Below are 25457 nucleotides of genomic sequence, written 5' to 3'. Positions count from 1 at the left end.
TTGAACCTATGAAAAAGGCAGGGATTTCCCTGCCTTTTTTGTATCTGCGATTTATTTGAAGTCTTTAGGGCGGTGCTCGTCGCCATACCAGCGCGGCGTATAGGTCCATTTTTGCCCCATTGCGCGGTCAAATGTCCGTGTCAGACTGGAGCCGACCAGCACAACCGTGCGCATATCCACCATGTCGGAATGCAATTCACTAAGGGTGATATGGCGTAAGCTTTCGGCAGGGCGTCCGATATCGCGTGCCAGTATGACAGGCGTTTCCGGCGTTCGAAGCTGGCGTAATTTTTCAATTGCTTGTCCCAATTGATGCGGGCGTGCCTTGGAAACCGGATTGTAAAACGCCATCACCATATCGGCCAAAGCGGCATGGTGGATGCGATTTTCAATCACGCTCCACGGCTTTAAATTATCCGAAAGTGAGATGATGCAGAAATCATGCCCCAATGGTGCTCCGGCCTTAGAAGCTGCCGACATAGCGGCAGAAATGCCGGGCTGAATGACCAGATCAACCGCGTGCCAGCTTGGATTGTCGCTTTGGTCAAGCGCTTCCATCACGGCTGTTGCCATGGCAAAAACACCCGGATCACCGGAGGAGACCATCACTACAGAGCGCCCTGATGCAGCGAGTTCAAAAGCATGACGGGCACGCTGCATTTCTTCGCGATTGTCGGTTGCATAAATGCGCTGGTCGTCGCGTAAGGTTCCGGCCATTTTAATGTAGGTTTCATAGCCAAGTAAATCTTGCGCTTGGGCAAGCTCGGCTAAAACCGCAGGCGTGGTAAATTGCTTGTCGCCGGGCCCTAAGCCAATCACGCTGAGACGCCCGCGCGGACGCCCGCACAAGACAATATCTTGCGGTGTGTCGGCGATTGCGATTGTCACTTGGGTTTCTTCAATCAGCTTGACGGGTTCATCAACACTATGCGGGGTAAGCGCACCCTCTGTTTCGACAAAACGTAATGGTAAGCCGGATTGCGCGGCAAAGCGACGAATATCATCATTGTTGCAATCATGTTCATGGGCAAGGATGAGCGCTAATGAGGGTGCTGCCAATCCGGCATTTGCTAAGATTTTTGCCACATGGTCATATAAATCCGCACATGGTTTTTCAATACCAATGACTATCGTGCGCGGGTGATAGATCAGCTCATTGTCGCTTGGGCTTGTGATTTCCGGCGTTATACGGATTGTTAAATCGCCATCATCGTGGAGTGGTAATTTAGAGCGCTTGATCCATTGTGACTGACCGATGAGGCGTAAAGCTGCACCTGCGAGCAAATCAGAGGTGAATTTTTTGGCGGCATCGGGATTAGCCAAGACCATATCAACCGGCGGATGCAACAGGTTGATGCCAAAGCGCAATTCACCGCTGGTGGTAATGGCGGGTTTTACATCGAAGGCCTTGGCAATGGTTTTTGCCATATCGTTGACGCCGGTCAGGCCGCCAAGTAGGGGCACAACTGCACTGCCATCTTCAGCAATGCTTAAAACCGGAGGCTCGGCCTGTTTGTTGCTGAGCAGGGGCGCAAGTGCGCGAATGATAATGCCGCTGGCGCATAAAGCGATCAGCGGGCGGCCTTCCTGATAAAGGGCGCGTAATGTATCGCCAAAATGCGAATAGGTTTTGTCAGCCCCTTGAACGCGGCCTTCAAGCCCCCAGATTTCGGCGCGCTGATAAAGACCGGCTATGGTTTTTGCGGTCTCTAAGCTTGCCTGACCTAATATCAAAATGGCGGGCGCGAGGGTCATAGGCCGTTCCATTTTTCACCCGGTACAAGGATCAGCGAGAAATAGGGGCATTCATCAGCATTGACTTCATCAAGCGGGATAATGCGCTGGTTTTGCATGGTGGCGCGCTCAATATAGAGTGCACGTTCCAGCAAGCCTTCTTCACGCAAAACATCACGCACTTTGGTAAGGTTTTTACCGAGTTTCATGATAGCGCAGGCGTCTGTAGCACGGATTTTTTCGCGCAACTCTTCATGGCTCATCACGCCGGAGAGGATGCTCAAAACCTGATTGCGATAGCATAAAGGCGCACCAAGCACGGCTGACGCAGCAAGCACTGAACATACACCAGGCACCACATGGGTTTCAAAACGCTGTGCCAAACGGTCATGAATATACATGAACGAGCCGTAGAAGAACGGATCACCTTCGGCAATCACCGCAACATCCTGACCAGCATCAAGATGCGCGGCCAACTGATCAGTGATTTCCGTATAAAAATCACTGACGATCTGCTCGTAATTCATATGTTCGGGCAGTTTTTCGGTGGTGACCGGATAAATCAGCGGAATGAGGGTCTGCTCAGGCGATAAAAACTCTTCGACGATGCTTAAAGCATTGCCTTTTTTACCCTTGGCCGCGTGATAGGCAACGACCGGCGAAGCCTTCAGCAGGCGCAATGCTTTGAGTGTCATCAGTTCAGGGTCGCCGGGGCCAACGCCTAAGCCATAGAGTTTACCCTTGGGAGAGGCGCTCATTATTCCTTCTCCGAAGCAAGGGCATTGATAGCGGCTGCGGCCATGGCACTGCCGCCACGACGACCGCGCACAATCACAAAAGGCACACCGTGGCTGTTAGCGGCCAGTTCATCTTTTGACTCAACCGCGCCGACAAAACCAACCGGCATACCAATGATGAGTGCAGGTTTTGGTGCGCCCTGATCAATCATTTCCAACAGGCGGAAAAGAGCGGTTGGTGCATTACCGATGGAAACAACACTGCCTTCCAGATGCGGCAGCCAGAGTTCAAGCGCTGCGGCGGAACGTGTATTGCCAAGTTTTTTGGCCAGTTCCGGCACAGAAGGGTCATTTAGGGTGCAGATGACCTGATTGTCGGCTGGCAATCTTGCACGGGTCACACCTTCGGCAACCATGCGCGCGTCACAAATAATTGGTGCGCCTCCCAGCAATGCATCGCGGCCGGATTTGCCTGCGCCGTCTGAAAATACCAGATCGTCAATCACATCAACCATGCCGGAAGCGTGCGCCACACGCACAGCGAGCTTTTCCATGTCGGCCGGAATATTGGCCAGATTGGCTTCAGAGCGAATAATGGCGAAAGAGCGATCATAAATCGCCTGTCCGTCACGGATATAATCAGACATTACCGGTTCCCGTATTTTTGGATATTGGGTGTTGTTGCAGCAGTTTAGCTGCATCCTGAATTGTTATATTGCTGGCCAATAGCGTTCCAAAGCGTGATCGTCCAGTTTTGTCTTGCAAAAAGAGATCATAATGCTGTGGCTTGGTTGCTAAAAGTGTGACCGGCAGAGCGCTTAACGAAGCGCAGGATTTGGCACAGCCGGTTAAATGAATAAACGGCATTGTTTGTTGGCCGAGCAGCTGTGCCAATTGTTTGGCATCATTTTGCGTGTCAGCGAGTGCTGAGCCGCAACCTTTAGAGCCGGAACAAGCACGGATATTGGCTGCAATTGCGTGGCTTTCACTGGTAAAGCCTGCATCGTGCAATTGTTGTATTATAGTGGGTGCTTTTATCGCATCAATATTAGGGATGATTAAACTCTGCCACGGAGTGAGACAAAAATAATCAGAACCCGCAGAGAGAGCGATGATGCCAAGTTTTTGCATGTCATGCGGAGACAACCGGCCTAAGAACGGCGTTGCACCGACATAGTTTTGAGTTTTATCGCTTTGGGCGTGTTGCCCGAGATGGGCAAAAGCTTTAGCCGCTTGGCGCTGCCAATGAGCTGTTTGGATAAGCCCGTTAAACTGTTTTGTGATTGCAACTATCCACTCTTCAGGGCTGATATGAGCCAATAACTGCTTCATGCGACTGATATTGAATTGTTCGGCTAAGGTCAGAAATGTGTCCAGACAGGCAGAGACAAAGGCAAGCGCATCGGTTGTTTTAATCAGATAAGCAGATTGCAAAGGTGTTGAGGCAAAGCCAAAAGCATAATGCTCACCATCTGCACAGGCGCTCAGCCAGATATCGCTGGCATGGGTGGTGATAGCGCAAGCCTCGCCACCATCAATAAGCAGCGAAAACTTTGGCGATAATGCGTGGTAGCGCGGCGTTAATTGCAAAATGCGCAGTAAATCATGGGCAAGATTTGTGGTGTCAGTCAGCTGGCTTGCATCGATGCCGGCGGTCGGGTTGACCATGACATTACGCACATCATCGCCATCAGCTTTCAAAGGCCCCAAGCCACATGCCAGCAAGGCTTTGATCAGTCTTTCGCGGTTTTCTGGTTTTACGCCGCGCAATTGCAGATTGGAGCGAATCGTCAGCTCAATAATGCCGTTGCCATATTGCTCGCTTAACCGTGCTATTTCTTCTGCCTGCGCGCATGTTATCCGGCCAAGTGGCAGCTTGATGCGGCAGATATGGCCATCTAATGCGCTGGTCATGCGGAATAATCCGGGACAGGCGCTGCGGCGGTCAGGAGAATGAGGGTTTTGAGGCAGGTTTGCTGGCATTTTTTTCTTATACGCCTTGATCTTTAATCATGCCACAGTCAAACCAGTATTGAGTGTAAAAGGAGCAAAAAAGATGGCACGCTGGCTGACAGTGATCGGAATTGGCGAAGACGGTTTTTCCGGTCTGGGACAGCAAGCAAAAAATGCCATTGCTTCAGCACAAGCGATTTTTGGCGGGCAGCGTCATCTGGCCTTGGTTGAAGGCCACCATCAGGCTGAGACTACTGCCTGGCCGGTGCCTTTTGCACAATCTTATGAAATGATTGCAGCACGACAAGGGAAGCCGGTGGTGGTTCTTGCCAGCGGTGATCCTATGTTTTTTGGCATGGGCGCCAGCTTGATGCGGCATTTCACCCTTGCCGAGGTGGAGATTATTCCTTTCCCGTCCTCTTATTCATTGGCCGCAGCACGGATGGGCTGGGCATTGCAGGATGTGGAATGTTTAAGCGTACATGGGCGACCATTGCCGATTTTGCAAAAATATATCCATGCCGGAAATAAGCTTTTGGTGCTGAGCGATAGCGGAAAAACACCTTTGGCGGTGGCGCAATTATTGCAGGCGCGTGGGTTTGGTCGCAGCCAAATCACTGTGCTTGAGCATTTAGGTGGTGAAAAACAACATATTCACAGTGCAGAAGCGGCGGCTTGGCAGGCATCGGAATGTGCCGATCTGAATATCTTGGCAATTGAGTGCATCGCCGATGAAAAGCCTGTTTTAATGCCACTGAGCAGTGGCTTGAGTGACGCGCATTTTATCAATGATGGTCAGCTCACCAAGCAGGATATTCGCGCAGTCACGCTTGCACGTCTGATGCCGCAACCGCATCAACTGTTGTGGGATGTGGGGGCAGGCTGTGGCTCGATCAGTATTGAATGGATGCGGATGCATCCTAGCTGCCGCGCAATTGCCATTGAAGCCAATGCGCAAAGGCAGGAATTCATCCTGCAAAATGCTGCAAACCTTGGCGTGCCTTCATTGCAGTTGGTGCGCGGTAAAGCGCCGGAAGCACTGGCCGGATTAGAAGTGCCGGATGCCATTTTTATTGGTGGCGGTGTAACGGGTGAGGATGTTTTGCAAAGCTGCTGGCAGGCCTTGAAACCAGGTGGCCGATTGGTTGCCAATGCCGTGACACTGCAAAGCGAGATCGCGCTTCATCAATGGCGTGCACAATATGGGGGCGAATTGGTGCGCCTTTGCGTGGCGCAAGCCGCAGAGCTTGGCTCCTTTGATGTGTGGCGGCAAGCCTTGCCTGTCACGATATTGTGTTCGCTGAAAATTGAGTAATTTAAATATGACTTGAAACATCATGTTTAAATAGTTACGGCTTGGATCATGAAATCTGTAGCGAATTTGAACGCTGCAGAAGAGGGAAAATTCATGAGCATTTTACAAGCGAATCTTGAAACCTCTGTTCAAGATCCTTCCGTTTTGATCGATAAGATCGTCAAGATTTTTGAAGAACATGCGCAAATCACGACTGAGAGCGCAGTGACAAAAATCAGTCTGCCTTATGGTTCGGCAGATTTATTTGCTGAACAGGAAAAATTCTGCGTCAATGTTACATCCGAGGATGATGCAGGGCTGGCCTATATGAAATATGCCATTGCCTATCAGCTGACGGAAACGTTGAAAGAAGAAAAATCAGACACAAAGATTGTTTGGAGCGGTGATGGCGCTGCCGGAACGGTTCTAGCATTTTTACGTGAGATGCAGGTGGTTTCAAATATTGAAATCACGCCTTTGATGCGTCGGGTGCGATTGCGCGGTGAAAATCTAGAGCGCTTTACCCGTGATGGTTTGCATGTTCGCCTGTTGTTTCCCAAGCATAAAAATGTGAAGCCGCAATGGCCTGTGATGGGTGAAAACGGCATCCCGACATGGCCGGAAGGTGAGCAGGAGCTTATTGGCCGTGCCTATACGATCCGCCATATCGATGTGGATGCAAGCATTGTCGATATTGATCTGGTTTTGCATGAATGTGATGAAGATAGTGCGCAGGCAGGCGGCTATGGCGCGCGCTGGGCTATTGAGGCGCGCCCGGGCGATATTGTCGGCATGACAGGTCCGGGCGGTGGCAATGCGCCTTTAACAGCTGATTGGTATTTGCTGGCGGGTGATGAAACAGCGCTTCCGGCTATCGGGCGTATTCTGGAAAACTTGCCTGCTGGCAGTAAAGCCACAGTGCGGATAGAAATTGCAGATAAAGCTGAAGAACAAGTATTAAATACAAAAGCAGAGCTTGATCTTCGCTGGTTACATCGTAATGGTACAAAAGGTGACAAAAAAGAACTACTTTATGATGCCGTACGAGAAATTGATTATCCGGATCATGAAGGGAATATTTTTGTCTGGGTGGGCTGCGAGTTCAGCGCTTTTCGTTCGATCAGAAGCTTTATTCGCAAGGAAAAGAAAATACCCCGTGAAAAACATCTGGTCGTTGCCTATTGGCGCCAAGGCACCAGCGGCGATGATGCCAGACGGGAATAATACAGGCTCCAGCCAGACCGGCAGCCTGCCAATAATATGGAATGATGATGCTTCGTCGGTTTATGGACTATTACAAGCCCTATAAGGGCTTGTTCTTTTTAGATTTTGGCTGCGCGATTTTAGCAGGTCTTCTGGAACTCGGTTTCCCGATGGCGGTTAAATTATTTGTCGATGATTTGCTGCCGAGCCAGCATTGGGGGCTGATTTTAGTCGCATCAGCCGCCTTGCTTGTTGTTTATCTGGTGAATACCGGCCTGATGGCGATTGTGAATTATTGGGGCCATATGCTTGGCATCAATATTGAAACAGAAATGCGCCGCAAGCTGTTTGACCATTTGCAGAAATTATCATTCAGTTTTTATGATAATAATAAAACCGGTCATCTGATTGCACGTGTGACCAAGGATCTGGAAGAAGTGGGCGAGGTTGCCCATCATGGCCCTGAAGATCTGTTCATTGCGATTATGACCTTCATCGGCGCTTTCATTCTGATGTTCTACATCAATCCGCAATTGGCGTTGATTACCGCTGCGGTGGTGCCATTTGTGGTTTGGGTATCGGGTCGTTATGGCAGCCGCATGACGCAAAACTTCCGCGCTCTTTATCGCCGTGTTGGTGATTTCAACGTGCGCGTCGAAGAAAATGTCGGCGGTATGCGTGTGGTGCAGGCTTTTGCCAATGAAGATCATGAGCGTGAGCTTTTTGCCCGTGATAACCAGAACTACCGTCAAACCAAGCTGAGTGCCTATAAGATCATGGCGGCTTCAACATCGCTGACTTATTTGTCGATGCGTTTGACCCAGTTGATCGTGATGCTGGCCGGTACTTATTTCGTGCTTCAGGATCAGCTTAGCGCTGGTGGATTTGTTTCCTTCCTGCTTTTGGTGACCGTGTTTATCCGTCCGGTTGAGAAAATCAGCTCGGTGATTGAAACCTATCCAAAAGGCATTGCAGGTTTCAGACGATATCTGGAACTTTTGGAAACCGAGCCGGATATTGTCGACGCGCCGGATGCGGTGACTGTGACCGATCTTAAAGGCGACATTAGCTTTGAAAATGTCAGCTTTGGCTATTCGCCGGAGAAGCTGGTTCTCAACAATATCAGTCTGGATATCAAAGCCGGTGAAACAATCGCTTTTGTTGGCCCGTCCGGTGCGGGTAAAACCACGCTTTGCTCACTGCTGCCGCGCTTTTATGAAGTGAATTCGGGTGCCATTAAAGTTGATGGTATCGACATTCGCAAAATGACCTTGGCCTCATTGCGCAGTCAGATTGGTATCGTGCAGCAGGATGTGTTCCTCTTCGGTGGTACAATCCGCGAAAATATCGCTTATGGTCGTTTGGATGCCAGTCTGGATGATATCCGCGAGGCAGCTAAGCGCGCGCGTCTTGATACCATGATTGAATCTATGCCCGATAGCTATGAGACCATGATTGGTGAGCGCGGTGTGAAATTGTCGGGCGGGCAAAAACAGCGCTTAGCTATTGCGCGTATGTTCCTGAAAAATCCGCCTATCCTTATTTTGGATGAGGCAACTTCGGCACTGGATACTGAGACAGAGCGCGCCATTCAGCGCTCACTGGCGGAGCTTTCTGATGGGCGTACATCACTGGTGATTGCGCACCGTTTGGCAACTATCCGCAATGCTGATCGTATTGTGGTGGTCAATGAAAACGGCATTGCCGAGCAGGGCACGCATCATGATCTGCTTAAAGTGGGCGGTATTTATAAGCGCCTGCATGATGTGCAGTTTGAGCAAGTGGCCGCGGAATAAGGATAAATAAAAAACGCCGGACTTTTAAAGTCCGGCGTTTTTTGTAATTTTCTACTGATTAGAAGTTGTAGTTCAAACCAGCTTTCAGCATGTGGTTATGCAGCTTGTTGGTTTGCGATGCACCGTTCACTTCCGATTTAACATTGCTGATACGCATATAGTCATATTCTGCTTTGACGGAAAGAGGGCCGGAGAGCTTCTGCTCAATGCCTGCACCAACCAGAACACCACCTTCCCAGCCCGGGCCTTTGGTGGTTGCTTCCTGCTTTTTGAACTTGGTGGTGCCGTAACCCAATGTGCCATAGACAAGGGTGCTGTCCATTGCGTAACCGGCTTTAGCTTTTGCTGCAGCATTCCAGGACTGCTGCAAACGACCGCCATTGCCAATATTGTGCTCGGCTTCAGCAAAGTTCAGCTCAACTTCACCACCGAAAACAAAATTGCCGGACTGGATGTTTTTACCGGCGACAACACCGGTTAATATGCCGGAGCGGCTGGAGAACGGGCTTGGCACTTTAGAAGAGGAGGCACCGATCTGCGCACCAATATAAGTGTTGTTCCAGTCGGAGCTTGATGTCACTGGTGTATCATACGAATAGTCATTGTTGTTATTGAGGTAATCAGCGGCCTGTGCGCCAACCGGCGCTGCCAGAATGGCTAGGCTGAGGCTTGAAATCAGAATATGCATTTTACTCATCGGGTACTCCATCGCCACCAAACTCAACACTGTGGCTTCAAAACACTTGTTGCACCGTTCGATTCTTAGTTCATCCGGCGCTGTTGGAGTGATTTTCATCGATAATTATGACTAAATTGGTGAAGAACTGCCGCAATCAGGCAGTTACTACGCTTAAATTTACCACCATGATTAATAATTGGTAACCGGTCCGATTGACTGCAATTCAAATCAATTTAAGGCCGCGCATACTGATATGACCACTTTTCCCAACGATGATGTGGTCGTGAATAGTTACGCCCAACGGCTTGCCTGCCTCGATTAACAGCTTGGTCATGTCAATATCGGCACGCGACGGGGTAGGGTCGCCGGAGGGGTGATTATGGACAACAATAATCGCGGTGGATGAAAGCTCAAGCGCGCGCCGTATCACTTCGCGCGGATAAACCGGCGTATGATCGACGGTTCCGATTTGCTGTACTTCGTCAGAGATCAGCCTGTTCTTTTTATCCAGAAATAAAATGCGGAATTGCTCACGTTCTTCATAGGCCATGGCGGTCATGCAATATTGCACTACTTTGCTCCAGGCATCCAAAGCAATACGCCCTATCACTTCATTGCGGTTTTGCCGTTTGCCAATGGCAGCCACCAGTTTTAAATCAAACGCGACGGACTTGCCGCAGCCGCGCACCTCACAAAGCAAATGTTCCGGTGCTCCTAAAACATCACTTAAAGAACCGAAACGCGCCAGCAAAGCTTTGGCTAGCGGTTTTGTATCTGCCCGCGGAATTGAGCGGAATAAAAGCAGTTCGAGTAATTCATAATCGGCCATGATTTCATCGCCGGCTTTTTTAAATTTTTCACGCACGCGATCACGATGACCGAAGTAATGAGGAACTTCCGGTTTGACGCTGAGGGCAGCAATTTGGGCAGGCTGTTCAAAAAAGCCCTGCAATTCATTTTCTTCAGGTGTTTTTTTAGTCATTCTGCTTGGTCGCCCCCTCCTTGCGCATACACAGACAGACTTATACTGATGCAACAGTTTTCGTGATTAGAACATAATAAATATAAAAATGAAGTCTTTATGAATAAAAAACGCCGCCAAATAATTATATTTGACGGCGTTGAATTATATTTAACGCATAGAAGCAGGGCCGAAGATGTTTTTCGGCGAGAGTGTAAATATCTCGCAACCATCTTTGGTGACGCCGACAGTATGCTCATATTGAGCGGTGAGCGAGCGGTCGCGCGTTACTGCTGTCCAGCCATCTTTCAGCACTTTTACATCCGGTTTGCCCAGATTGATCATAGGTTCGATGGTGAAGATCATACCTTCGCGCATTTCAACGCCGTCATTGACGGTGCCGTAATGCAGGATATTTGGAGCATCGTGGAAAATCTGGCCAACGCCGTGGCCGCAGAAATCACGCACAACCGAGCAGCGCTCAGCTTCAGCATAGGTTTGGATCGCTGCACCAATTGCACCGGTTTTGACGCCCGGTTTAACGGCGGCAATGCCGCGCAACAGGCTTTCATAGGTCACTTCCATCAGGCGCTCGGACGCGCGCTTTATTTGCCCGACAGGATACATACGGCTGGAATCGCCATGCCAATTGTCTTTCAGATAGGTGACATCGATATTGACAATATCGCCTTCGCGCAGTGGCTTGTCATCGGGAATACCGTGGCACACGACGTGGTTGATTGAAGTGCAAACTGACTTTGTATAGCCGCGATAGTTAAGTGTCGCCGGAATAGCACCATGATCAGCACCAAATTCAAATACGAACTTGTCGATCTGGTTGGTGGTCACGCCCGGTTTAACAATATCATTCAGCTCATCAAGGCAACGCGCGGTCAGATTGCAAATCTGGCGCATAGATTCAAAGGCTTCCGGCCCGTAAAGCTTAATCTGTCCGGTTTGCTTGAGAGGGGCAAGGGCGGCATCAATATAAGTAACCATTATAAATCCGATCAGATCGTTTCATCGATCGCTACCATAGCAGTAGCGGTTATTTCTTGGGGTGATATGTGGCATCGAACAGCATAAGCCTCAACCCCGTTTTTACGGGCAAGCTGAAATGCTTGCGCGTAAGCAGGGTCTAAGTCGCCGCTGATGCGGAAAACGTCGCAATCTTCACGCTGAATAACGAAAAGCATTGCAGCGCGATGGCCGGCTTTGACCATATCAACCAGCTCGAACAAATGTTTTGTACCGCGTGCAGTCACCGTATCAGGAAACTCTGCTAATCGAGGAGTTCTGATAAAGTGAACATTTTTCACTTCGACATAAATGTCAGGCTGGTTTTCTTGGTGCAACAGCAGGTCAATACGGGAATTTTTGCCGTATTTTTGCTCGCGCTTCAAACTGTCAAAGCTGCTCAGCTCGGGAATAATCCCTTTGATTAAGGCCTCTTCGGCAATTTTGTTCGGCAGTGCCGTGTTGACGCCTACAAGTGTGTTGTCTGCTTCAACAATTTGTAAGGCGTGAGGATATTTGCGCTTCGGATCATCAGAAACGCTCATCCAGATGCGTGATCCGGGGGTGGTCAGGCCGAGCATCGAGCCGGTATTGCCAACCGAACCGGTGATGAAGCTGCCATCATCAAGGGTGACATCCACCAGAAAGCGTTTATAGCGGCGCTCAAGGCGACCGATGACGAGGGGAGACGTGAATTGCATTATCAAGCTTTACGCCAAACCGCTTGCCCTTTGCAAGTCTGAGGTTTGGCGATGCTGATGGCTTGAAAAATGGCTTTTAAGCCTGGCGGTTCCAGTCAAATGTCAGTTCTTCGCGGAAGGCAAACTGAATGATATGTTTTGCTACTACATCTTCCAGCTGCGCCTGTGTTTCGGCAGGTGCTTCAGCGGTAATGTCGAGAACTTCGTCGCTGGCTTTGAGTGTTACAATACGGCCATCAGTAAAAACAATGCGACCATCTTGCGGGGTGAATTCAACTTCAAATTTATGCGACCAGTGTTTGCATAATTGTTGCAGGTAGCGGCTGGCGCTTTTGGTGGCAACGGTAACAGTAGAAATGGCCATCTTTGATTCCTTATGAATGAAGATCATAAGTTGAACCTATTTGACAGGTTTTAAATAAGCTACTGTTTTGTTGGGAAGTAAAAAAGAAAAAACACCAGTGAATGGTACGCCCAAGGGGAATCGAACCCCTGTTTCCGCCGTGAAAGGGCGGCGTCCTAACCGCTAGACGATGGGCGCCCGCTGGTGTTGGTGCCTTATAGGTGGGAAATTTATTCCGCGCAAGCCATTAAATTCATTTTTTTGAAAAAAAGCAAAAATAATTTGGATTGTGGATAAGTTGCTGATTTCGTAGCCAGAAATCAGCCCTTGCGGCGGCACTTCCAGTTCCAGTCACGTTCCGGGCCGATATCAATATGAACGGACTTGGTGTGGCAATAAGTGCCTACACCACCGCGTGACGGCAAGGCGCGCGCTACGCGGGCGATTTCCCATTTAGAAACGCCTTCAATCTGAATATCGGCTGCTGCACAGCTCATATGCAATGATTTGCGAGCACCTTTGACCCTCACATTATAAGAAGGGCTGCGATAGCCGGAAGTGACGACAACAGGTTTTTTGAAGTGACTTTCAAGGCGGCGTAAGGTTTTGACCAGTTCAGGCTTGAGACAGGCGACATCAACGGATTCGCGCTGAATTTTCAAACCGTTTGGTGCAAGACGTGCAAGGCCGGGAGCTGAAACGCGTAAAAATTGTGGCGCTTCGTCATCTTCATCAGCATCAATGTCGCTGTCGTCATAAACGGCATTGCGATGTTTGATTTCCAGGCCGCCATAAGCACGCACACCCGGCAGTGTGTAATTATGGGTCTGTGCGGATGGTTGTTTTTTTAATTCCAGCGATGGCTTGCTTAATGTGGATGCAAGCACGACCGGTTTTTCAGTCGCAGCAGGGGTTAATATTTCTGCGGTCTGTGCTTTTGGCGCTTCTGCTGGTATGGCAGGGGCTGGTTCAGCACTTGCTTCAGGCTTCACAGCAGTGAACGCTTCGGAAGATTTCGGTGTGGCGAAAAGGGCTGCAACTAATGAGGATTTTTGCGCCGGCTTTTCTGCGGTCGTTTCTGCTGCCGGGGCGGCTTCAGCTATACTGACGGTTTCAGTTTTTGTTTCAGCTTTTGCTGCAATAGTATCCGCATTTGCCGTTTGTGTTGGGGTGATTGAATTTTCTTCGGCAATTTTTTCGTCGGCCGCTGTTTGTAAGGCTTCAGCGACAAGTGAACCGTCGGCGTTTGAAGCGAGCTGAAGGGCAGACGTGCCGGAGCCGGTGGCCGTGCAGGCGCTTAATGTAAAAGCAGCTAGTAATCCAAACAGGGAAATACGGGCGCAGGCAGACGAATTCAGAAGAAACTTTTGCGTCTGTTTCTGGTTTGCAATCAAGTTAAGGCTCCAGATTGTCACCGGAGCATAACGCAGTCGCAGCCGGTTCATTTAGAAAACATCAGATATGCTTTCTGCACTTTCAGTTTAAACACACAAATTCAGCCGAAAAATCAGGTTTTTAATCCTGATGATTATGGGCTGATTGATGCTTATGTTTAACAAAGTTTTAAGGTTAAACAGTGTCGAATGCAATCTTTTGGCAGTAACAGCCTGTAAAAACTATGTAACATTGCGTGATATTTTTGATTTGCTGTTGTGTTTTATTGAAATAATTCAGGCTTCTGCTTAATTGTCTGTGAGATGTAAAATTTTAAGACCGGCAGGTAAATTTGCGCTGATTTTGAACGATCCGGCTGAATTGGGAGCCGTTTGCGAACTATTATTATAAAGAAAGGCAAAACATGCCCGAAAAGCGCAACTCAGATATTGACAAAAACGGGCATACTAACCAGACATAGCAGTGCTGTTTGTTGTGGTTAGCTGCAACTGTCAGTTCCGTTTGTGCCAATGCGTACAAACGGGTTCATGAAAATTTGGATCAGGCGAATATGACTGTGCACTTTCGGCAACCTTCCCGTTTCACCCTTGGCCTTGCGGCAGTGGCAATGATTGCCGTGCTTGGCGGTTGCGCGGGCGGAGCGGAATTTCAGGGTACGCCGCAAGAAGGTGCACGCCGTACCGGTGTCTATCCGAATTTCGGGCATATGCCTCAGGCGGCAACCAGCCAGATCACCGCGCAGGAAAAAGACGATGCAACCACCGCACTTGATGCGGAGCGTAAGCGTCTGAAGTCTGTTAAAGGTGACGCGCCATTGACTGCCGCACAGCTGGCCGAGCTTCGCAGACAAGCTCAGGCCGAGGCCAATGCCACCTTGCAGGCGATTGAAAACAGCAATTGACCAACGCCTTCACTTAAAAACTGACGCTATCATTGTATTGCCGCTGGCTTTTTTTAGCTGAAGTTTCATATCAACCTTTTTCGGAACAGGATCATGTCGGAAGAATTTCATAAAGTCCGTCGTTTGCCGCCTTATGTCTTTGAACAAGTTAATCGTCTCAAGGCGGCGGCGCGAGCGGGCGGCGCCGACATAGTCGATCTCGGGATGGGGAATCCTGATCTGCCAACTCCGCAAAATATCGTTGATAAACTATGTGAAGCGGTTCAGGACCCGCGCGCGCACCGTTATTCTTCATCGAAGGGTATTCCGGGTTTGCGCAAGGCGCAGGCAAATTATTACGAGCGCCGTTTTGGTGTGAAGCTTAATCCGGATACACAGGTTATTGCGACACTGGGTTCCAAGGAAGGTTTTGCCAATATGGCACAGGCCATCACCGCACCAGGTGATGTGGTTTTGTGTCCGGATCCAACCTATCCGATCCATTCCTTTGGCTTTATCATGTCCGGCGGTGTGATCCGTTCGGTACAGGCAAAGCCGGATGATAATTTCATTCCGTCACTGGAACGCGGTATCAAGCATTCGATCCCTAAGCCTATCGCTTTGATCCTCAACTTCCCGTCCAACCCGACCGCCTATGTGGCGACGCTGGATTTTTATAAGGAAGTGGTGGACTTTGCCCGCAAACATGAAATCATCATTTTGTCGGACCTGGCTTATTCGGAAATCTATTTTGACGGCACACCGCCGCCATCCGTGCTTCAGGTGCCGGGTGCAATGGATGTTGCGGTTGAATTTACCTCAATGTCCAAGACTTTCTCAATGCCGGGCTGGCGCATGGGCTTTGCCGTTGGTAATGAGCGTTTGATTGCAGCGCTGACACGCGTTAAATCCTATTTGGATTATGGTGCATTTACACCAATTCAGGTGGCGGCAACCGCTGCATTGAACGGTGACGGCTCCGATATTGAATATGTGCGCAATGTCTATCACCAGCGCCGCGATGTGCTGGTTGACAGTTTTGCACGCGCCGGATGGGATGTGCCGCCGCCAGCAGCAACAATGTTTGCGTGGGTGCCAATTCCGGAGAAATTCAAGGCAATGGGTTCGCTGGAGTTTTCAAAACTGCTCATTGAAAAGGCTGATGTGGCCGTTGCGCCGGGCTTGGGCTTTGGCGAACATGGCGACGATCATGTACGTATTGCGCTGGTGGAAAACGAGCATCGTATTCGTCAGGCAGCACGCAACATCAAGCGTTTCTTAAGCTCTTATGATGATGGCGCTGCCTGATAAAACGAACTTTAAAATCTGTGCCGCCGGAAATTTTGGCGGCACATCCAAATTTAAATCAACTTCTGTGAAAGACTTTTGAGGAAAAGACGATGAGTGAAGCATTACGGATCGGCGTGGCCGGATTAGGCACCGTTGGCGGCTCAGTACTACGTATTTTGCGTGAAAAAGCCGAAATGCTCACTCGTCAGTGCGGAAGAGAAATGATTGTGACCGCGGTCAGTGCGCGAGATCGTTCGCGCGACCGTGGTGTCGATCTGACAAATATTGCATGGTTTGACGATCCGGTGGAACTGGCCAAATCCGACAAGATCGACGTGTTCGTTGAGCTGATCGGTGGCGATGAAGGCCCTGCCAAAGCGTCAGTTGAAGCAGCACTCAATGCTGGTCGTCATGTGGTAACAGCCAATAAAGCGCTGCTTGCCAAACATGGTGTGGCCTTGGCTGAAATTGCCGAAGAAAAAGGTATTCTGCTTAACTTTGAAGCAGCGGTTGCCGGTGGTATTCCTGTTATTAAAGCCATGCGTGAATCCTTGACCGGCAATACTGTGTCACGCGTTTACGGTATCATGAACGGCACTTGCAATTACATCCTCACCCGCATGTGGGAAGAGGGGATTTCATTTGAAGATTGCCTGACCGATGCGCAGCGCTTGGGCTATGCCGAAGCTGATCCGACCTTTGATATTGAAGGTAATGATACCGCGCATAAGCTTGCATTGCTGACGAGCCTTGCATTTGGCAATCAGATTGCTGCCGATGATATCTATATGGAAGGTATCAGCAATATTTCACTGGCTGATATTCGTGCCGCTGATGAACTGGGCTATCGCATTAAATTGCTGGGTGTGGCGCTTAAAACCCCAACCGGTATTGAGCAGCGCGTGCAGCCGACCATGGTGCCGACCTCATCGGTTATTGCGCAGGTGCATGGCGTGACGAATGCGGTGGCGATTGAAACCGATCTGCTGGGTGAATTGCTGTTGTCGGGACCGGGTGCCGGCGGCAATGCAACCGCATCGGCTGTGCTTGGTGATCTGGCTGATATTGCCAAGAGCCGTCCGGGTTTCCAGCATGGTCCTGTATTTGGCACACCTGCAAAAGCTTTGGCGCCTTATAAACGTGCAGACGTACGTAAACATGATGGCGGCTATTTCATTCGTCTGACTGTGCATGATCGTCTTGGCGCATTTGCAGCAATTGCCAAGCGCATGACTGAAAATGAAATTTCGCTGGAATCGATCGTGCAGCGTCCGCCGATGGATCACCATGCTGAAGGCATTAAAACCATCATTCTGGTGACGCATGAAACAACCGAATCGGCGGTTAAATCAGCGCTTCAGGCTATTTTGGAAGATGATCATCTGGTGGATAAGCCGCAGATGATCCGTATTGAGCGCGCCGGTTAAGGCGCGTTTTCACACGTCTGCTGTCATTGCAATGAAGTGTGTAGCCGCTTAAATCGATTAAGGTTTTGACAGCCGTTCTTTTAAGCTTGCATCCCTCTTGCTAGACATAAGAGACTTTGACAAAAGAGCCTTACGGCGCTTAACTCTTGTTAAGACTACGCCGTTTAACGGTATGCGTCCTTTGTCTGAATGCAGCCACTTTCCTTGCGATATAATGGTTTCGATTTATCATCGCAGTAACCGATTAAAATTCAGGACTTTGTTCAAATGGCTAAAACCGCAGAGCAGCAACCACACGGACTTGATCGTATTTTAACGCTCGAACTGGTGCGTGTAACCGAGCGCGCGGCCGTTGCGGCAGCCAGATTACGCGGTCGCGGTGATGAAATGGCAGCTGATCAGGCCGCTGTTGATGCGATGCGTCAGGAACTCAACAATCTGCCGATTAATGGTACTGTTGTGATCGGAGAAGGTGAGCGCGACGAAGCGCCGATGCTTTATATTGGTGAAGAAGTTGGCACCCGTCAGGGAACCGATGTCGATATCGCGCTTGATCCGTTGGAAGGCACAACGCTTTGCGCAAAAAACCTGCCAAACTCACTGGCTGTTGTTGCTATTGCTGAAAAAGGCAATTTGCTCAATGCGCCAGACGTTTACATGGAAAAGATTGCTGTCGGACCTGGTTATCCGGAAGGTGTTGTGCATCTTGATGCAACGCCGACTGAAAATATCCTGTCGCTGGCAAAAGCTAAAGGCGTTGCACCAAGTGCAATCACCGCCTGCATCATGGATCGTCCGCGTCATGCCCGCCTGATCGAAGAAGTGCGCGCAACCGGCGCTGCCATTTATCTGATCGGTGACGGTGACGTTGCTGGTGTGATGCACACAACCAACCCTGAAGAAACCGGCATTGATATTTATATCGGTATCGGTGGTGCGCCGGAAGGCGTTTTGGCTGCCGCAGCTCTGCGCTGCATCGGTGGTCAGATGCAGGGTCGTTTGCAGCTCAACACCGAAGAAAAAATTGCTCGTGCTGCGAAAATGGGCATTTCTGATCCGAACAAAATCTACACCATGAACGAAATGGCAAAAGGCGATGTGCTGTTTGCTGCGACCGGTGTAACGGACGGCAACATGCTGTCGGGCGTTAAATTTGCCCGTGATTACATCCAGACCCACACAATCGTTATGCGTTCAAGCTCGCAGACCGTGCGTGAAATCAAAGCCCGCCATCAGGATCTGTCAAAGTTCTAAGATTGGCTGGCGGCCAGGAATAATTTATCTAATATTTCAAAAGGCGGCATTGCAAAAATGCCGTCTTTTGTGTTCATAAAAGACATGATGGATTCAGAGCGCCTTTTTCTTAATGTCAAGAAGTCTGCCACCGGACAAAAATGGGTGGATCGTTTAGGCTTACGTGAAGCCAATACGGCTTTAGCCATTGCGCAAAATCATGGCATTCATGATCTCGTTGCGCGGGTGCTGGCTGGTCGCGGCGTGTCGCTGGACGCTGCTGCCGAATTTATTGATCCGACAATTCGCAATCTGATGCCTGATCCTTTGACGCTGACCGATATGGACAAAGCGGCGACACGCATTGTGCAGGCGATAGAGGTACAAGAAAAAATCGCTATTTTTGGCGATTATGACGTGGATGGTGCTTGTTCATCGGCGTTAATGGCCAGATTTTTGCAGCACTATAATATTCCATACCAGATTTATATTCCGGATCGTATTTTTGAAGGCTACGGGCCTAACCCGCAAGCGATGCAGGACTTGGTGGAAAATGGCGCTTCACTGATCGTGACTGTCGATTGCGGCACCAATAGTGCGCCATCCATTGATGCCGCCAATCAGGCGGGTGCTGATGTTGTGGTGCTTGATCACCATCAGGTCGGCGGCGAATTGCCTGAAAATGCAGTAGCGATCGTTAATCCCAATCGTGAAGATGATATTTCGCTGCAAGGACATCTGTGTGCGGCAGGTGTGGTTTTTCTGACATTGGTGCAGGTGGCCAAACAAATGCGCGCGCGTGGAAAAAACGCGCCGGATTTATTGTCGCTGCTTGATCTTGTTGCTTTGGCAACGGTTTGTGATGTGGTGCCGCTCAAAGGTGTCAATCGCGCTTTTGTGGTCAAAGGCCTGTTGGTGGCACATGCGCAAAGCAATATCGGACTGGCGGCATTGGCGCGTGTTGCCCGTATCGGTGAGCCACTTAATGCATTTCATTTAGGTTTTATGATTGGCCCGCGTATTAATGCCGGTGGTCGTATTGGTGATGCGGGGCTTGGTGCACGCTTGCTTGCGTTGCACGAGCCAGCCGAAGCTGAACAAATTGCACAAGAACTTGACCGCCTCAATCAGGAGCGGCAAGCGATGGAAGTGCAGATGCTGGCTGAAGCCGAAGCGGAAGCTTTGGTGGAAATTTCCGGCGGTGAGGGCGCATCTGTGATTGTAACCGCCAGCAATGACTGGCATCCGGGCATTGTCGGCTTGCTGGCATCGCGTCTGAAAGACAAAGCCCGCCGTCCGGCTTTTGCCATTGCATTTAACCGTAACAATATCGGCACCGGCTCCGGCCGCTCGATCAATGGCGTTGATTTGGGTAAGCTGGTTGCCAAAGCGGTGGAACAGGGCTTGCTTGTTAAGGGTGGCGGCCATGCGATGGCGGCAGGTATTACCATTGAACGTGACAAGCTTGGCGCTTTCCGTGGCTTCATGGAAGAAGAAGCAGGTGCACGCGTGAGAAATTTACGCGAAAATCAAAGCCTTTCTGTCGATGGTGCTTTGGCTGCATCAGGGGCAACGGTTCAGCTTTATCAGGCTTTGCAAAAGGCGGGGCCTTATGGTTCCGGTCATAGCCAGCCGGTTTTGGCTTTACCGCATCATGTTGTGTCTGATGCGAGGCTTGTCGGGCGCGATCATGTTAAAGTGACGCTCAAAGGTGCTGATGGCAAACGGGTGAACGGAATTGCATTTCGTGCCGCTGATGCACCGCTGGGTAAGTTTTTGCTGAGCCGCATCGGGCATCCTGTCCATATTGCCGGTACGCTCAATCTCAATCATTGGAATGGTTCGGTTTCAACGCAAATTCAAATTCTGGATGCGGCTCAGCCTGAATAAGTGATTAAATTTTATATATCACTGATTTTTGTGGGTAATTTTGCGCTCACAGGGGTGTAATGACGCTTGCGGCATCTTATATAAAGCCAAATATGAAATCTATCGAGGAGATATGTATGTTTCGTGCTGCTTCGCGTTTTACGCAGCTCTTAGCCATTGTGGCAGTTGGACTGGCGACTTCGCTGGTCATTATTGATACTGCCGATGCACGGCGGATGGGTGGCGGTTTCGGCAGCCGTGGTGCGCGTACGCATCAGGCACCGGCACCAACACGCACAGCACCAAACAATGCTGCTCCGGTTGATCGTAGCATGACACCAAATACCGGCAATACTGCCCAGCGTCCGGCAGCCGCACCTGCTGCAGCTAATGCTGCCAAGCCTGGTCTGTTTGGTGGTTTCGGTCGCTCCATGCTTGGCGGCCTGATGATGGGTGGCCTTCTTGGCATGCTGCTGGGCTCAGGTTTTGGCGGTATGGCCGGAATGTTTGGCATGTTGTTGCAGGTCGCAATCATTGCGCTTTTGGCAATGCTGGCAATGCGTTTCTTTGCCAGCCGTCGTCAGGCGGCAACCGCTGGGGCGGGTGCTGGTAATGCGCATGCTTATGCGCAGCCGCAAGGTTTTGGTGGCACAAAATCGTCTGTGCCAAATACCGGCAATTCGTTTGGTGGTCGTACACCTTCGGTCAACCCTTTTGAAGCAAAAGCTGATGAAGCGCCGGTTGTTGAAGAAAAGCCGTTTTCAGTTGGTCAGGAAGAGCTCAACCGCTTTGAAGAAATGCTGACTGAAATTCAGACCGCTTACGGACAGGAAGATTATGCAGCGCTGCGTAAGCTTTCAACACCGGAAGCCATGTCTTATCTTGCCGAAGAACTGGGCGAAATCGCATCTTCCGGCAAACGCAATTCTGTGACTGATATTAAATTGTTGCAGGGCGATATTTCGGAATCATGGAGCGAAGGCGATAAAGATTATGTCACCGTTGCGATGCGTTACTCCAGCATTGATGTGATGCTGGATCGTGTGAGTGGTGATGTGGTTGAAGGCAACCCTGATGAAGCGACTGAAAGCACCGAGCTTTGGACATTCGTCCGTCAGGATGCTGGCGAATGGCAGCTTTCCGCTATTCAGAGCGCTAATGATTAAGCAGTTTGCTTAAAGTGTAAAAAGAAGCCCGGCCAATGTGCCGGGCTTTTTGTTTGTTGAATCAATTCAGTATTTTAGGGTCTTTGGCTGATAAGTTGATTCAGGCGCGTAGCGGGATATTACCAAGTGCCGACATTGGGTGCAGAAGCCCAAGGCTCTTGCGGTGCCAGTGATTCACCATTTTGGATAAGCTCGATGGAAATACCATCAGGTGAGCGGATGAATGCCATGTGGCCATCGCGTGGCGGGCGGTTGATGACCACGCCTTGATCTGCCAAGTTCTGACAGACCTCATAAATATTATCGACGCCATAAGCCAAATGGCCGAAATTGCGGCCGCCGGTGTAATTTTCCGGATCCCAATTGTAGGTCAGCTCCAGTGTCGGGGCGCGGTCCCCTTGGCCACGTTCGATATCACTTTCTGTGGCCAGAAAAATAAGGGTAAAGCGTCCTTTTTCATTTTCGATGCGGCGGACTTCTTTCATGCCGAATTTGTTGACGTAAAAATCCAGTGATTCATCAATGTCGCGGATACGTACCATTGTGTGCAAATAGCGCATTCTCATTGTCCCTTTTTCAAAAGCCGCAAAAACTGAACATTATCTGATCGGATCACCATATTCAGTATAATTTATCAGCTAAAGCACAAATTGATGGCCATATAATGTGACAAGTAAATGAGGAGAACTGTGAAGTATGCAACTTAGCACTTGCGGCCACCCGTTAATGAAGTGTTAATCTACGCATCAGAATCAACTTCTGTTTAGCGCAGCAAGAGAGGAGGAGCACTGGCAATGGCTGACAAAACTATGTCGGATAAGCATATGACGGATAAATGCTCCACTGAAGATATTGGTGAACTGATCGAAGTTTCCGGAACCATCAAATGGTTCGACGTTGCCAAAGGCTACGGCTTTGTGGTGCCGGATGATAATTCTTTTTCAGATATTCTGCTGCATGTGACGATCCTGCGCCGTGATGGCTTTCAGGTTGTATCCGAAGGTGCGCGCATCGTTTGTGAAGTGCGTAACTCTGATCGTGGCTTGCAGTGTTTCAGAGTTGTATCGATTGATACAACCACGGCTGTGCATCCGGCATCTATGCCCCAGCGCACCCATTCCAGTGTTGTGCCATCCAGCGGGCTTGAGCGTGTGATTGTCAAGTGGTTCAACCGCACCAAAGGTTTTGGCTTTCTTACCCGCGGTGAGGGCACGGAAGACATTTTCATCCATATGGAAACCTTGCGTCGCTTCGGCATGGCTGAACTGCGTCCGGGCCAAGTGGTATTAATCCGTTTTGGCGATGGCGACAAAGGCTTGATGGCTGCAGAAATCCATCCGGATATCGGCACGCAAATGCCGGTTTCGCACTGATTAGTCCATCAGGGGTATTTCGCTGATTTGCAAAAGTCTGCTGAGGGCGGTTATCATCTTATCTGATAATAATTGAATGACGGGAGCACATATTATGGTGCGCAATGTGGTGCAGCGCTGTTTGGGCTTTATTGTCGTTTTGTTGATGGCGCTTTCTGTTCAAACAGCAGTCGCACAAGATAATGAGCCAATGCGTCTGGAAGTTGATGCTAATCCGCTGACTTTCATGACCAGTACCGGTGAACAGCAGATTGAGCTGGAAATTGCTGATACGGATGAAAGCCGTATGCGCGGGCTGATGTTTCGCACCGATTTACCGCTTCAGCGCGGCATGTTGTTTGACTTCAAACAAGTGCGGCTGGTGCTGATGTGGATGAAGAACACGCCACTACCGCTGGATATGGTTTTTCTGCATACGGACGGCAGAATTGCCGTGATCCGTGAAAATACCACGCCATTTTCAGAAAATATTGTTTCATCCGGCGAGCCGGTGGCCTATGTGATAGAGCTAAACGCAGGAATGGCTAAAAAGCTGGGGCTGAATGCCGGTGATAAAGCCGTGCATCCGGCCATTTGCGGGCGTTGTGATTAAGCTCGTTTTCGTTATGCCGTCTGCACAATAGTTTGGATTTGAGAATTTTTAAGGAAAGTTTCGTGACTGCTCTGGATGTAAAATATTTCGACCATAATGGTATGCGCTTTGCCTATCGTGAAGACGGAGCAGATGGTGCCTTAGCAGAAACGATCCTTCTTATTCATGGTTTTGCGTCGTCAAGTGTGGTTAATTGGGTTTCGCCCGGCTGGTTCCGCACGCTTGTTGAAGCTGGTTATCATGTGGTGGCGATTGATAATCGCGGCCATGGTTTTTCTGACAAGCCGCATGACAAAGAACTTTATTATCCGGCAATGATGGCGGCTGATGCGGCTGCACTGCTTGATCATCTGAATATTAAAAAGGCCCATGTTATGGGTTATTCGATGGGCGCACGGATTAGTGCATTTTTGGCGCTGGATTTCCCTGAAAAAGTACAAAGCCTTGTTTTTGGTGGTCTCGGCATTGGCATGGTAACCGGTGCGGGTGATTGGGAGCCGATTGGCGAAGCATTGCTTGCTGATGATCCGGATAGTGTTACCCATCCGCGCGGCCAAATGTTCCGCAAATTTGCCGATCAGACAAAAAGCGATCGTTTGGCGCTGGCCGCTTGTGTAATCACCTCTAAAGAACTGGTAACGGCACAGGCAATTGGCTCAATTGAACAACCGACCTTGGTGGCTGTCGGCACAAAAGATGATATTGCCGGCGACCCGCACGCATTGGCTGATCTATTACCTAACGGCACTGCCCTTGATATCCCGGATCGCGATCATATGTTAGCTGTGGGTGACAAAGTGTATAAGCAGGGTGTATTATCATTTTTGAGCCAGCATCGCTTTTGATAAGCGGTTAAGTCCTTTAAACGCCTAAAGACGATTGTTGAGTAAAAGATGACAGCGCAAAGTCCGGCCAAATTATCTGCAAATATCAGTCAGGTTGATCCGATCTGGCATGCTATACAAGCTGAAGCGGAAGAAGCGGCACGTAAAGACCCGCTGCTGGCATCGTTTTTCTATACATCGCTGATCAGTCAGCCAAGTCTGGAAGATGCTGTGGCACATCGTGTCTCCGAGCGTCTTGGCCATCAGGATTTAAGCGCTGATTTGCTGCGTCAGACATTTGCGGCGATGCGGGAGGGATGGCCTGAATGGTCGCGGGTTTTGCGCGTTGATATTCAGGCAGTATATGACCGTGATCCGGCCTATAACCGTTTTATGGATCCGGTGATGTATCTGAAAGGCTTTCATGCCATTCAGACCCATCGTCTGGCGCATTGGTTGTGGAATGAAGGCCGCGTTGATCTGGCCTATTATCTGCAAAGCCGCTCTTCAGCTGTTTTCCAGACCGATATTCATCCGGCGGCAAAATTTGGCAGCGGTATCTTTTTGGATCACGCAACTGGTCTGGTTGTGGGTGAAACAGCGGTTATTGAAGATAATGTTTCTATTTTGCACGCGGTAACGCTTGGCGGTACCGGTAAAATTGGTGGCGACAGACATCCAAAGATTCGTCACGGGGTGCTGATTGGCGCGGGCGCTAAGATTTTGGGCAATATTGAAATTGGTCATTGCTCGAAAATTGCCGCGGGTTCTGTGGTGCTGAAACCTGTGCCGAGCAATGTAACTGTTGCCGGTGTGCCGGCAAAAGTGATGGGTGAAACCGGTTGTGCCGAACCATCACGCGTGATGGATCACTCCATCAGCAATGATGAATAAGATCAGCTTTTAATAAACAGACACAAATGGGCGATGAGCCTTTACAATAATTCGGAGCGGGTGCATTAAGCCCGCTTAACATTCTAATCAGGAGAA

At 49.7% G+C, this 25457-nt stretch carries 24 protein-coding genes and 1 tRNA gene; 13 read left to right on the top strand and 12 right to left on the bottom strand.

The window, feature by feature from the left end; translation table 11 throughout:
* Nucleotides 1–51 precede the first annotated feature (51 nt).
* From cobJ to cobG, 4 genes are read right to left on the bottom strand one after another with little or no spacing between them, the layout of a single operon-like run.
* Nucleotides 52–1767 carry a precorrin-3B C(17)-methyltransferase gene (gene cobJ / locus FHS77_RS01245; RefSeq protein WP_184218812.1) on the bottom strand — a complete coding sequence of 572 codons (1716 nt, stop codon included), beginning with the start codon at nucleotides 1765–1767 and terminating at the stop codon, nucleotides 52–54.
* A complete protein-coding gene (locus FHS77_RS01240) occupies nucleotides 1752–2492 on the bottom strand; it encodes a precorrin-2 C(20)-methyltransferase (RefSeq protein ID WP_184218809.1) in 741 nt (246 codons plus the stop codon). Before FHS77_RS01240 ends, cobJ begins: the two co-directional genes overlap by 16 nt.
* Nucleotides 2492–3118, bottom strand: coding sequence for a precorrin-8X methylmutase (locus FHS77_RS01235; RefSeq protein ID WP_184218806.1), 627 nt, complete (start codon nucleotides 3116–3118; stop codon nucleotides 2492–2494). The genes FHS77_RS01240 and FHS77_RS01235 overlap by 1 nt, the downstream gene beginning before the upstream one ends.
* Nucleotides 3111–4454, bottom strand: coding sequence for a precorrin-3B synthase (gene cobG, locus FHS77_RS01230; protein WP_184218802.1), 1344 nt, complete (start codon nucleotides 4452–4454; stop codon nucleotides 3111–3113). Before cobG ends, FHS77_RS01235 begins: the two co-directional genes overlap by 8 nt.
* A 73-nt stretch (nucleotides 4455–4527) precedes the next feature.
* Between cobG and cbiE the strand changes: the two genes are divergently transcribed.
* The 3 genes from cbiE to FHS77_RS01215 all read left to right on the top strand — a co-directional run bounded on the left by cbiE (nucleotide 4528) and on the right by FHS77_RS01215 (nucleotide 8717).
* Nucleotides 4528–5739, top strand: coding sequence for a precorrin-6y C5,15-methyltransferase (decarboxylating) subunit CbiE (gene cbiE, locus FHS77_RS01225; protein ID WP_184218799.1), 1212 nt, complete (start codon nucleotides 4528–4530; stop codon nucleotides 5737–5739).
* Nucleotides 5740–5832: 93 nt separating this feature from the next.
* Nucleotides 5833–6942, top strand: a complete 1110-nt coding sequence (locus FHS77_RS01220) for a siderophore-interacting protein (protein WP_184218796.1) — start codon at nucleotides 5833–5835, stop codon at nucleotides 6940–6942.
* Nucleotides 6943–6989: 47 nt separating this feature from the next.
* Entirely contained in the window at nucleotides 6990–8717 is a 1728-nt protein-coding gene (locus FHS77_RS01215) for an ABC transporter ATP-binding protein (RefSeq protein ID WP_184218793.1), read from the top strand.
* Between the two features lie 58 nt (nucleotides 8718–8775).
* Here the strand turns inward: FHS77_RS01215 and FHS77_RS01210 are convergent, their stop codons facing one another.
* From FHS77_RS01210 to FHS77_RS01180, 7 genes are all read right to left on the bottom strand, one after another.
* The gene (locus tag FHS77_RS01210) at nucleotides 8776–9414 is read right to left on the bottom strand and encodes an outer membrane protein (RefSeq protein ID WP_343060924.1); all 639 of its coding nucleotides are present in this window, start codon (nucleotides 9412–9414) and stop codon (nucleotides 8776–8778) included.
* Between the two features lie 205 nt (nucleotides 9415–9619).
* Entirely contained in the window at nucleotides 9620–10378 is a 759-nt protein-coding gene (radC, locus tag FHS77_RS01205) for a RadC family protein (protein WP_184218791.1), read from the bottom strand.
* 150 nt (nucleotides 10379–10528) lie between these two features.
* Nucleotides 10529–11356: a type I methionyl aminopeptidase gene (map, locus tag FHS77_RS01200; RefSeq protein WP_184218788.1), complete on the bottom strand. Its 828-nt coding sequence runs from the start codon at nucleotides 11354–11356 to the stop codon at nucleotides 10529–10531.
* Nucleotides 11357–11367: 11 nt separating this feature from the next.
* Entirely contained in the window at nucleotides 11368–12075 is a 708-nt protein-coding gene (gene sfsA, locus FHS77_RS01195) for a DNA/RNA nuclease SfsA (protein WP_184218785.1), read from the bottom strand.
* A gap of 76 nt (nucleotides 12076–12151) precedes the next feature.
* Nucleotides 12152–12439: a DUF2218 domain-containing protein gene (locus tag FHS77_RS01190; RefSeq protein WP_184218782.1), complete on the bottom strand. Its 288-nt coding sequence runs from the start codon at nucleotides 12437–12439 to the stop codon at nucleotides 12152–12154.
* Nucleotides 12440–12541: 102 nt separating this feature from the next.
* A tRNA-Glu gene (locus tag FHS77_RS01185) sits at nucleotides 12542–12616 on the bottom strand.
* Between the two features lie 122 nt (nucleotides 12617–12738).
* On the bottom strand, nucleotides 12739–13776 hold the full coding sequence (locus FHS77_RS01180) for a YcbK family protein (protein WP_343060937.1): 1038 nt from the start codon (nucleotides 13774–13776) through the stop codon (nucleotides 12739–12741).
* Nucleotides 13777–14363: 587 nt separating this feature from the next.
* On the opposite strand from FHS77_RS01180, the gene FHS77_RS01175 reads away from it, so the two are divergent.
* The 6 genes from FHS77_RS01175 to FHS77_RS01150 all read left to right on the top strand — a co-directional run bounded on the left by FHS77_RS01175 (nucleotide 14364) and on the right by FHS77_RS01150 (nucleotide 21678).
* Nucleotides 14364–14714, top strand: a complete 351-nt coding sequence (locus tag FHS77_RS01175; RefSeq protein WP_184218776.1) for a hypothetical protein — start codon at nucleotides 14364–14366, stop codon at nucleotides 14712–14714.
* Nucleotides 14715–14807: 93 nt separating this feature from the next.
* A complete protein-coding gene (locus tag FHS77_RS01170) occupies nucleotides 14808–16001 on the top strand; it encodes an LL-diaminopimelate aminotransferase (RefSeq protein WP_184218773.1) in 1194 nt (397 codons plus the stop codon).
* A 92-nt stretch (nucleotides 16002–16093) separates the two neighbouring features.
* On the top strand, nucleotides 16094–17410 hold the full coding sequence (locus FHS77_RS01165) for a homoserine dehydrogenase (RefSeq protein WP_184218770.1): 1317 nt from the start codon (nucleotides 16094–16096) through the stop codon (nucleotides 17408–17410).
* Nucleotides 17411–17677: 267 nt separating this feature from the next.
* Entirely contained in the window at nucleotides 17678–18664 is a 987-nt protein-coding gene (gene glpX / locus FHS77_RS01160; protein WP_184218768.1) for a class II fructose-bisphosphatase, read from the top strand.
* A gap of 87 nt (nucleotides 18665–18751) precedes the next feature.
* On the top strand, nucleotides 18752–20533 hold the full coding sequence (gene recJ, locus FHS77_RS01155) for a single-stranded-DNA-specific exonuclease RecJ (RefSeq protein WP_184219628.1): 1782 nt from the start codon (nucleotides 18752–18754) through the stop codon (nucleotides 20531–20533).
* A 116-nt stretch (nucleotides 20534–20649) separates the two neighbouring features.
* Complete coding sequence (locus FHS77_RS01150; protein ID WP_184218766.1) at nucleotides 20650–21678, top strand: TIM44-like domain-containing protein; 1029 nt, start codon at nucleotides 20650–20652, stop codon at nucleotides 21676–21678.
* A gap of 119 nt (nucleotides 21679–21797) precedes the next feature.
* Here FHS77_RS01150 and gloA read toward each other — a convergent pair whose 3' ends face one another.
* Complete coding sequence (gene gloA, locus FHS77_RS01145; protein ID WP_184218764.1) at nucleotides 21798–22238, bottom strand: lactoylglutathione lyase; 441 nt, start codon at nucleotides 22236–22238, stop codon at nucleotides 21798–21800.
* A gap of 234 nt (nucleotides 22239–22472) precedes the next feature.
* Between gloA and FHS77_RS01140 the strand changes: the two genes are divergently transcribed.
* The 4 genes from FHS77_RS01140 to cysE all read left to right on the top strand — a co-directional run bounded on the left by FHS77_RS01140 (nucleotide 22473) and on the right by cysE (nucleotide 25361).
* Nucleotides 22473–23051, top strand: a complete 579-nt coding sequence (locus tag FHS77_RS01140; protein WP_184218762.1) for a cold-shock protein — start codon at nucleotides 22473–22475, stop codon at nucleotides 23049–23051.
* Nucleotides 23052–23172: 121 nt separating this feature from the next.
* On the top strand, nucleotides 23173–23643 hold the full coding sequence (locus tag FHS77_RS01135) for a DUF192 domain-containing protein (protein ID WP_374786190.1): 471 nt from the start codon (nucleotides 23173–23175) through the stop codon (nucleotides 23641–23643).
* A 62-nt stretch (nucleotides 23644–23705) separates the two neighbouring features.
* The gene (locus FHS77_RS01130; RefSeq protein WP_184218760.1) at nucleotides 23706–24488 is read left to right on the top strand and encodes an alpha/beta fold hydrolase; all 783 of its coding nucleotides are present in this window, start codon (nucleotides 23706–23708) and stop codon (nucleotides 24486–24488) included.
* A 48-nt stretch (nucleotides 24489–24536) separates the two neighbouring features.
* Nucleotides 24537–25361, top strand: coding sequence for a serine O-acetyltransferase (gene cysE / locus FHS77_RS01125; protein ID WP_184218758.1), 825 nt, complete (start codon nucleotides 24537–24539; stop codon nucleotides 25359–25361).
* The last annotated feature ends 96 nt before the right edge of the window (nucleotides 25362–25457 follow it).

Source organism: Paenochrobactrum gallinarii (assembly GCF_014205685.1).
Taxonomy (GTDB): Bacteria; Pseudomonadota; Alphaproteobacteria; order Rhizobiales; family Rhizobiaceae; genus Paenochrobactrum; species Paenochrobactrum gallinarii.
Note: the sequence above shows the minus strand (reverse complement) of the source record. Positions and strands in the feature narration are given on the sequence as shown.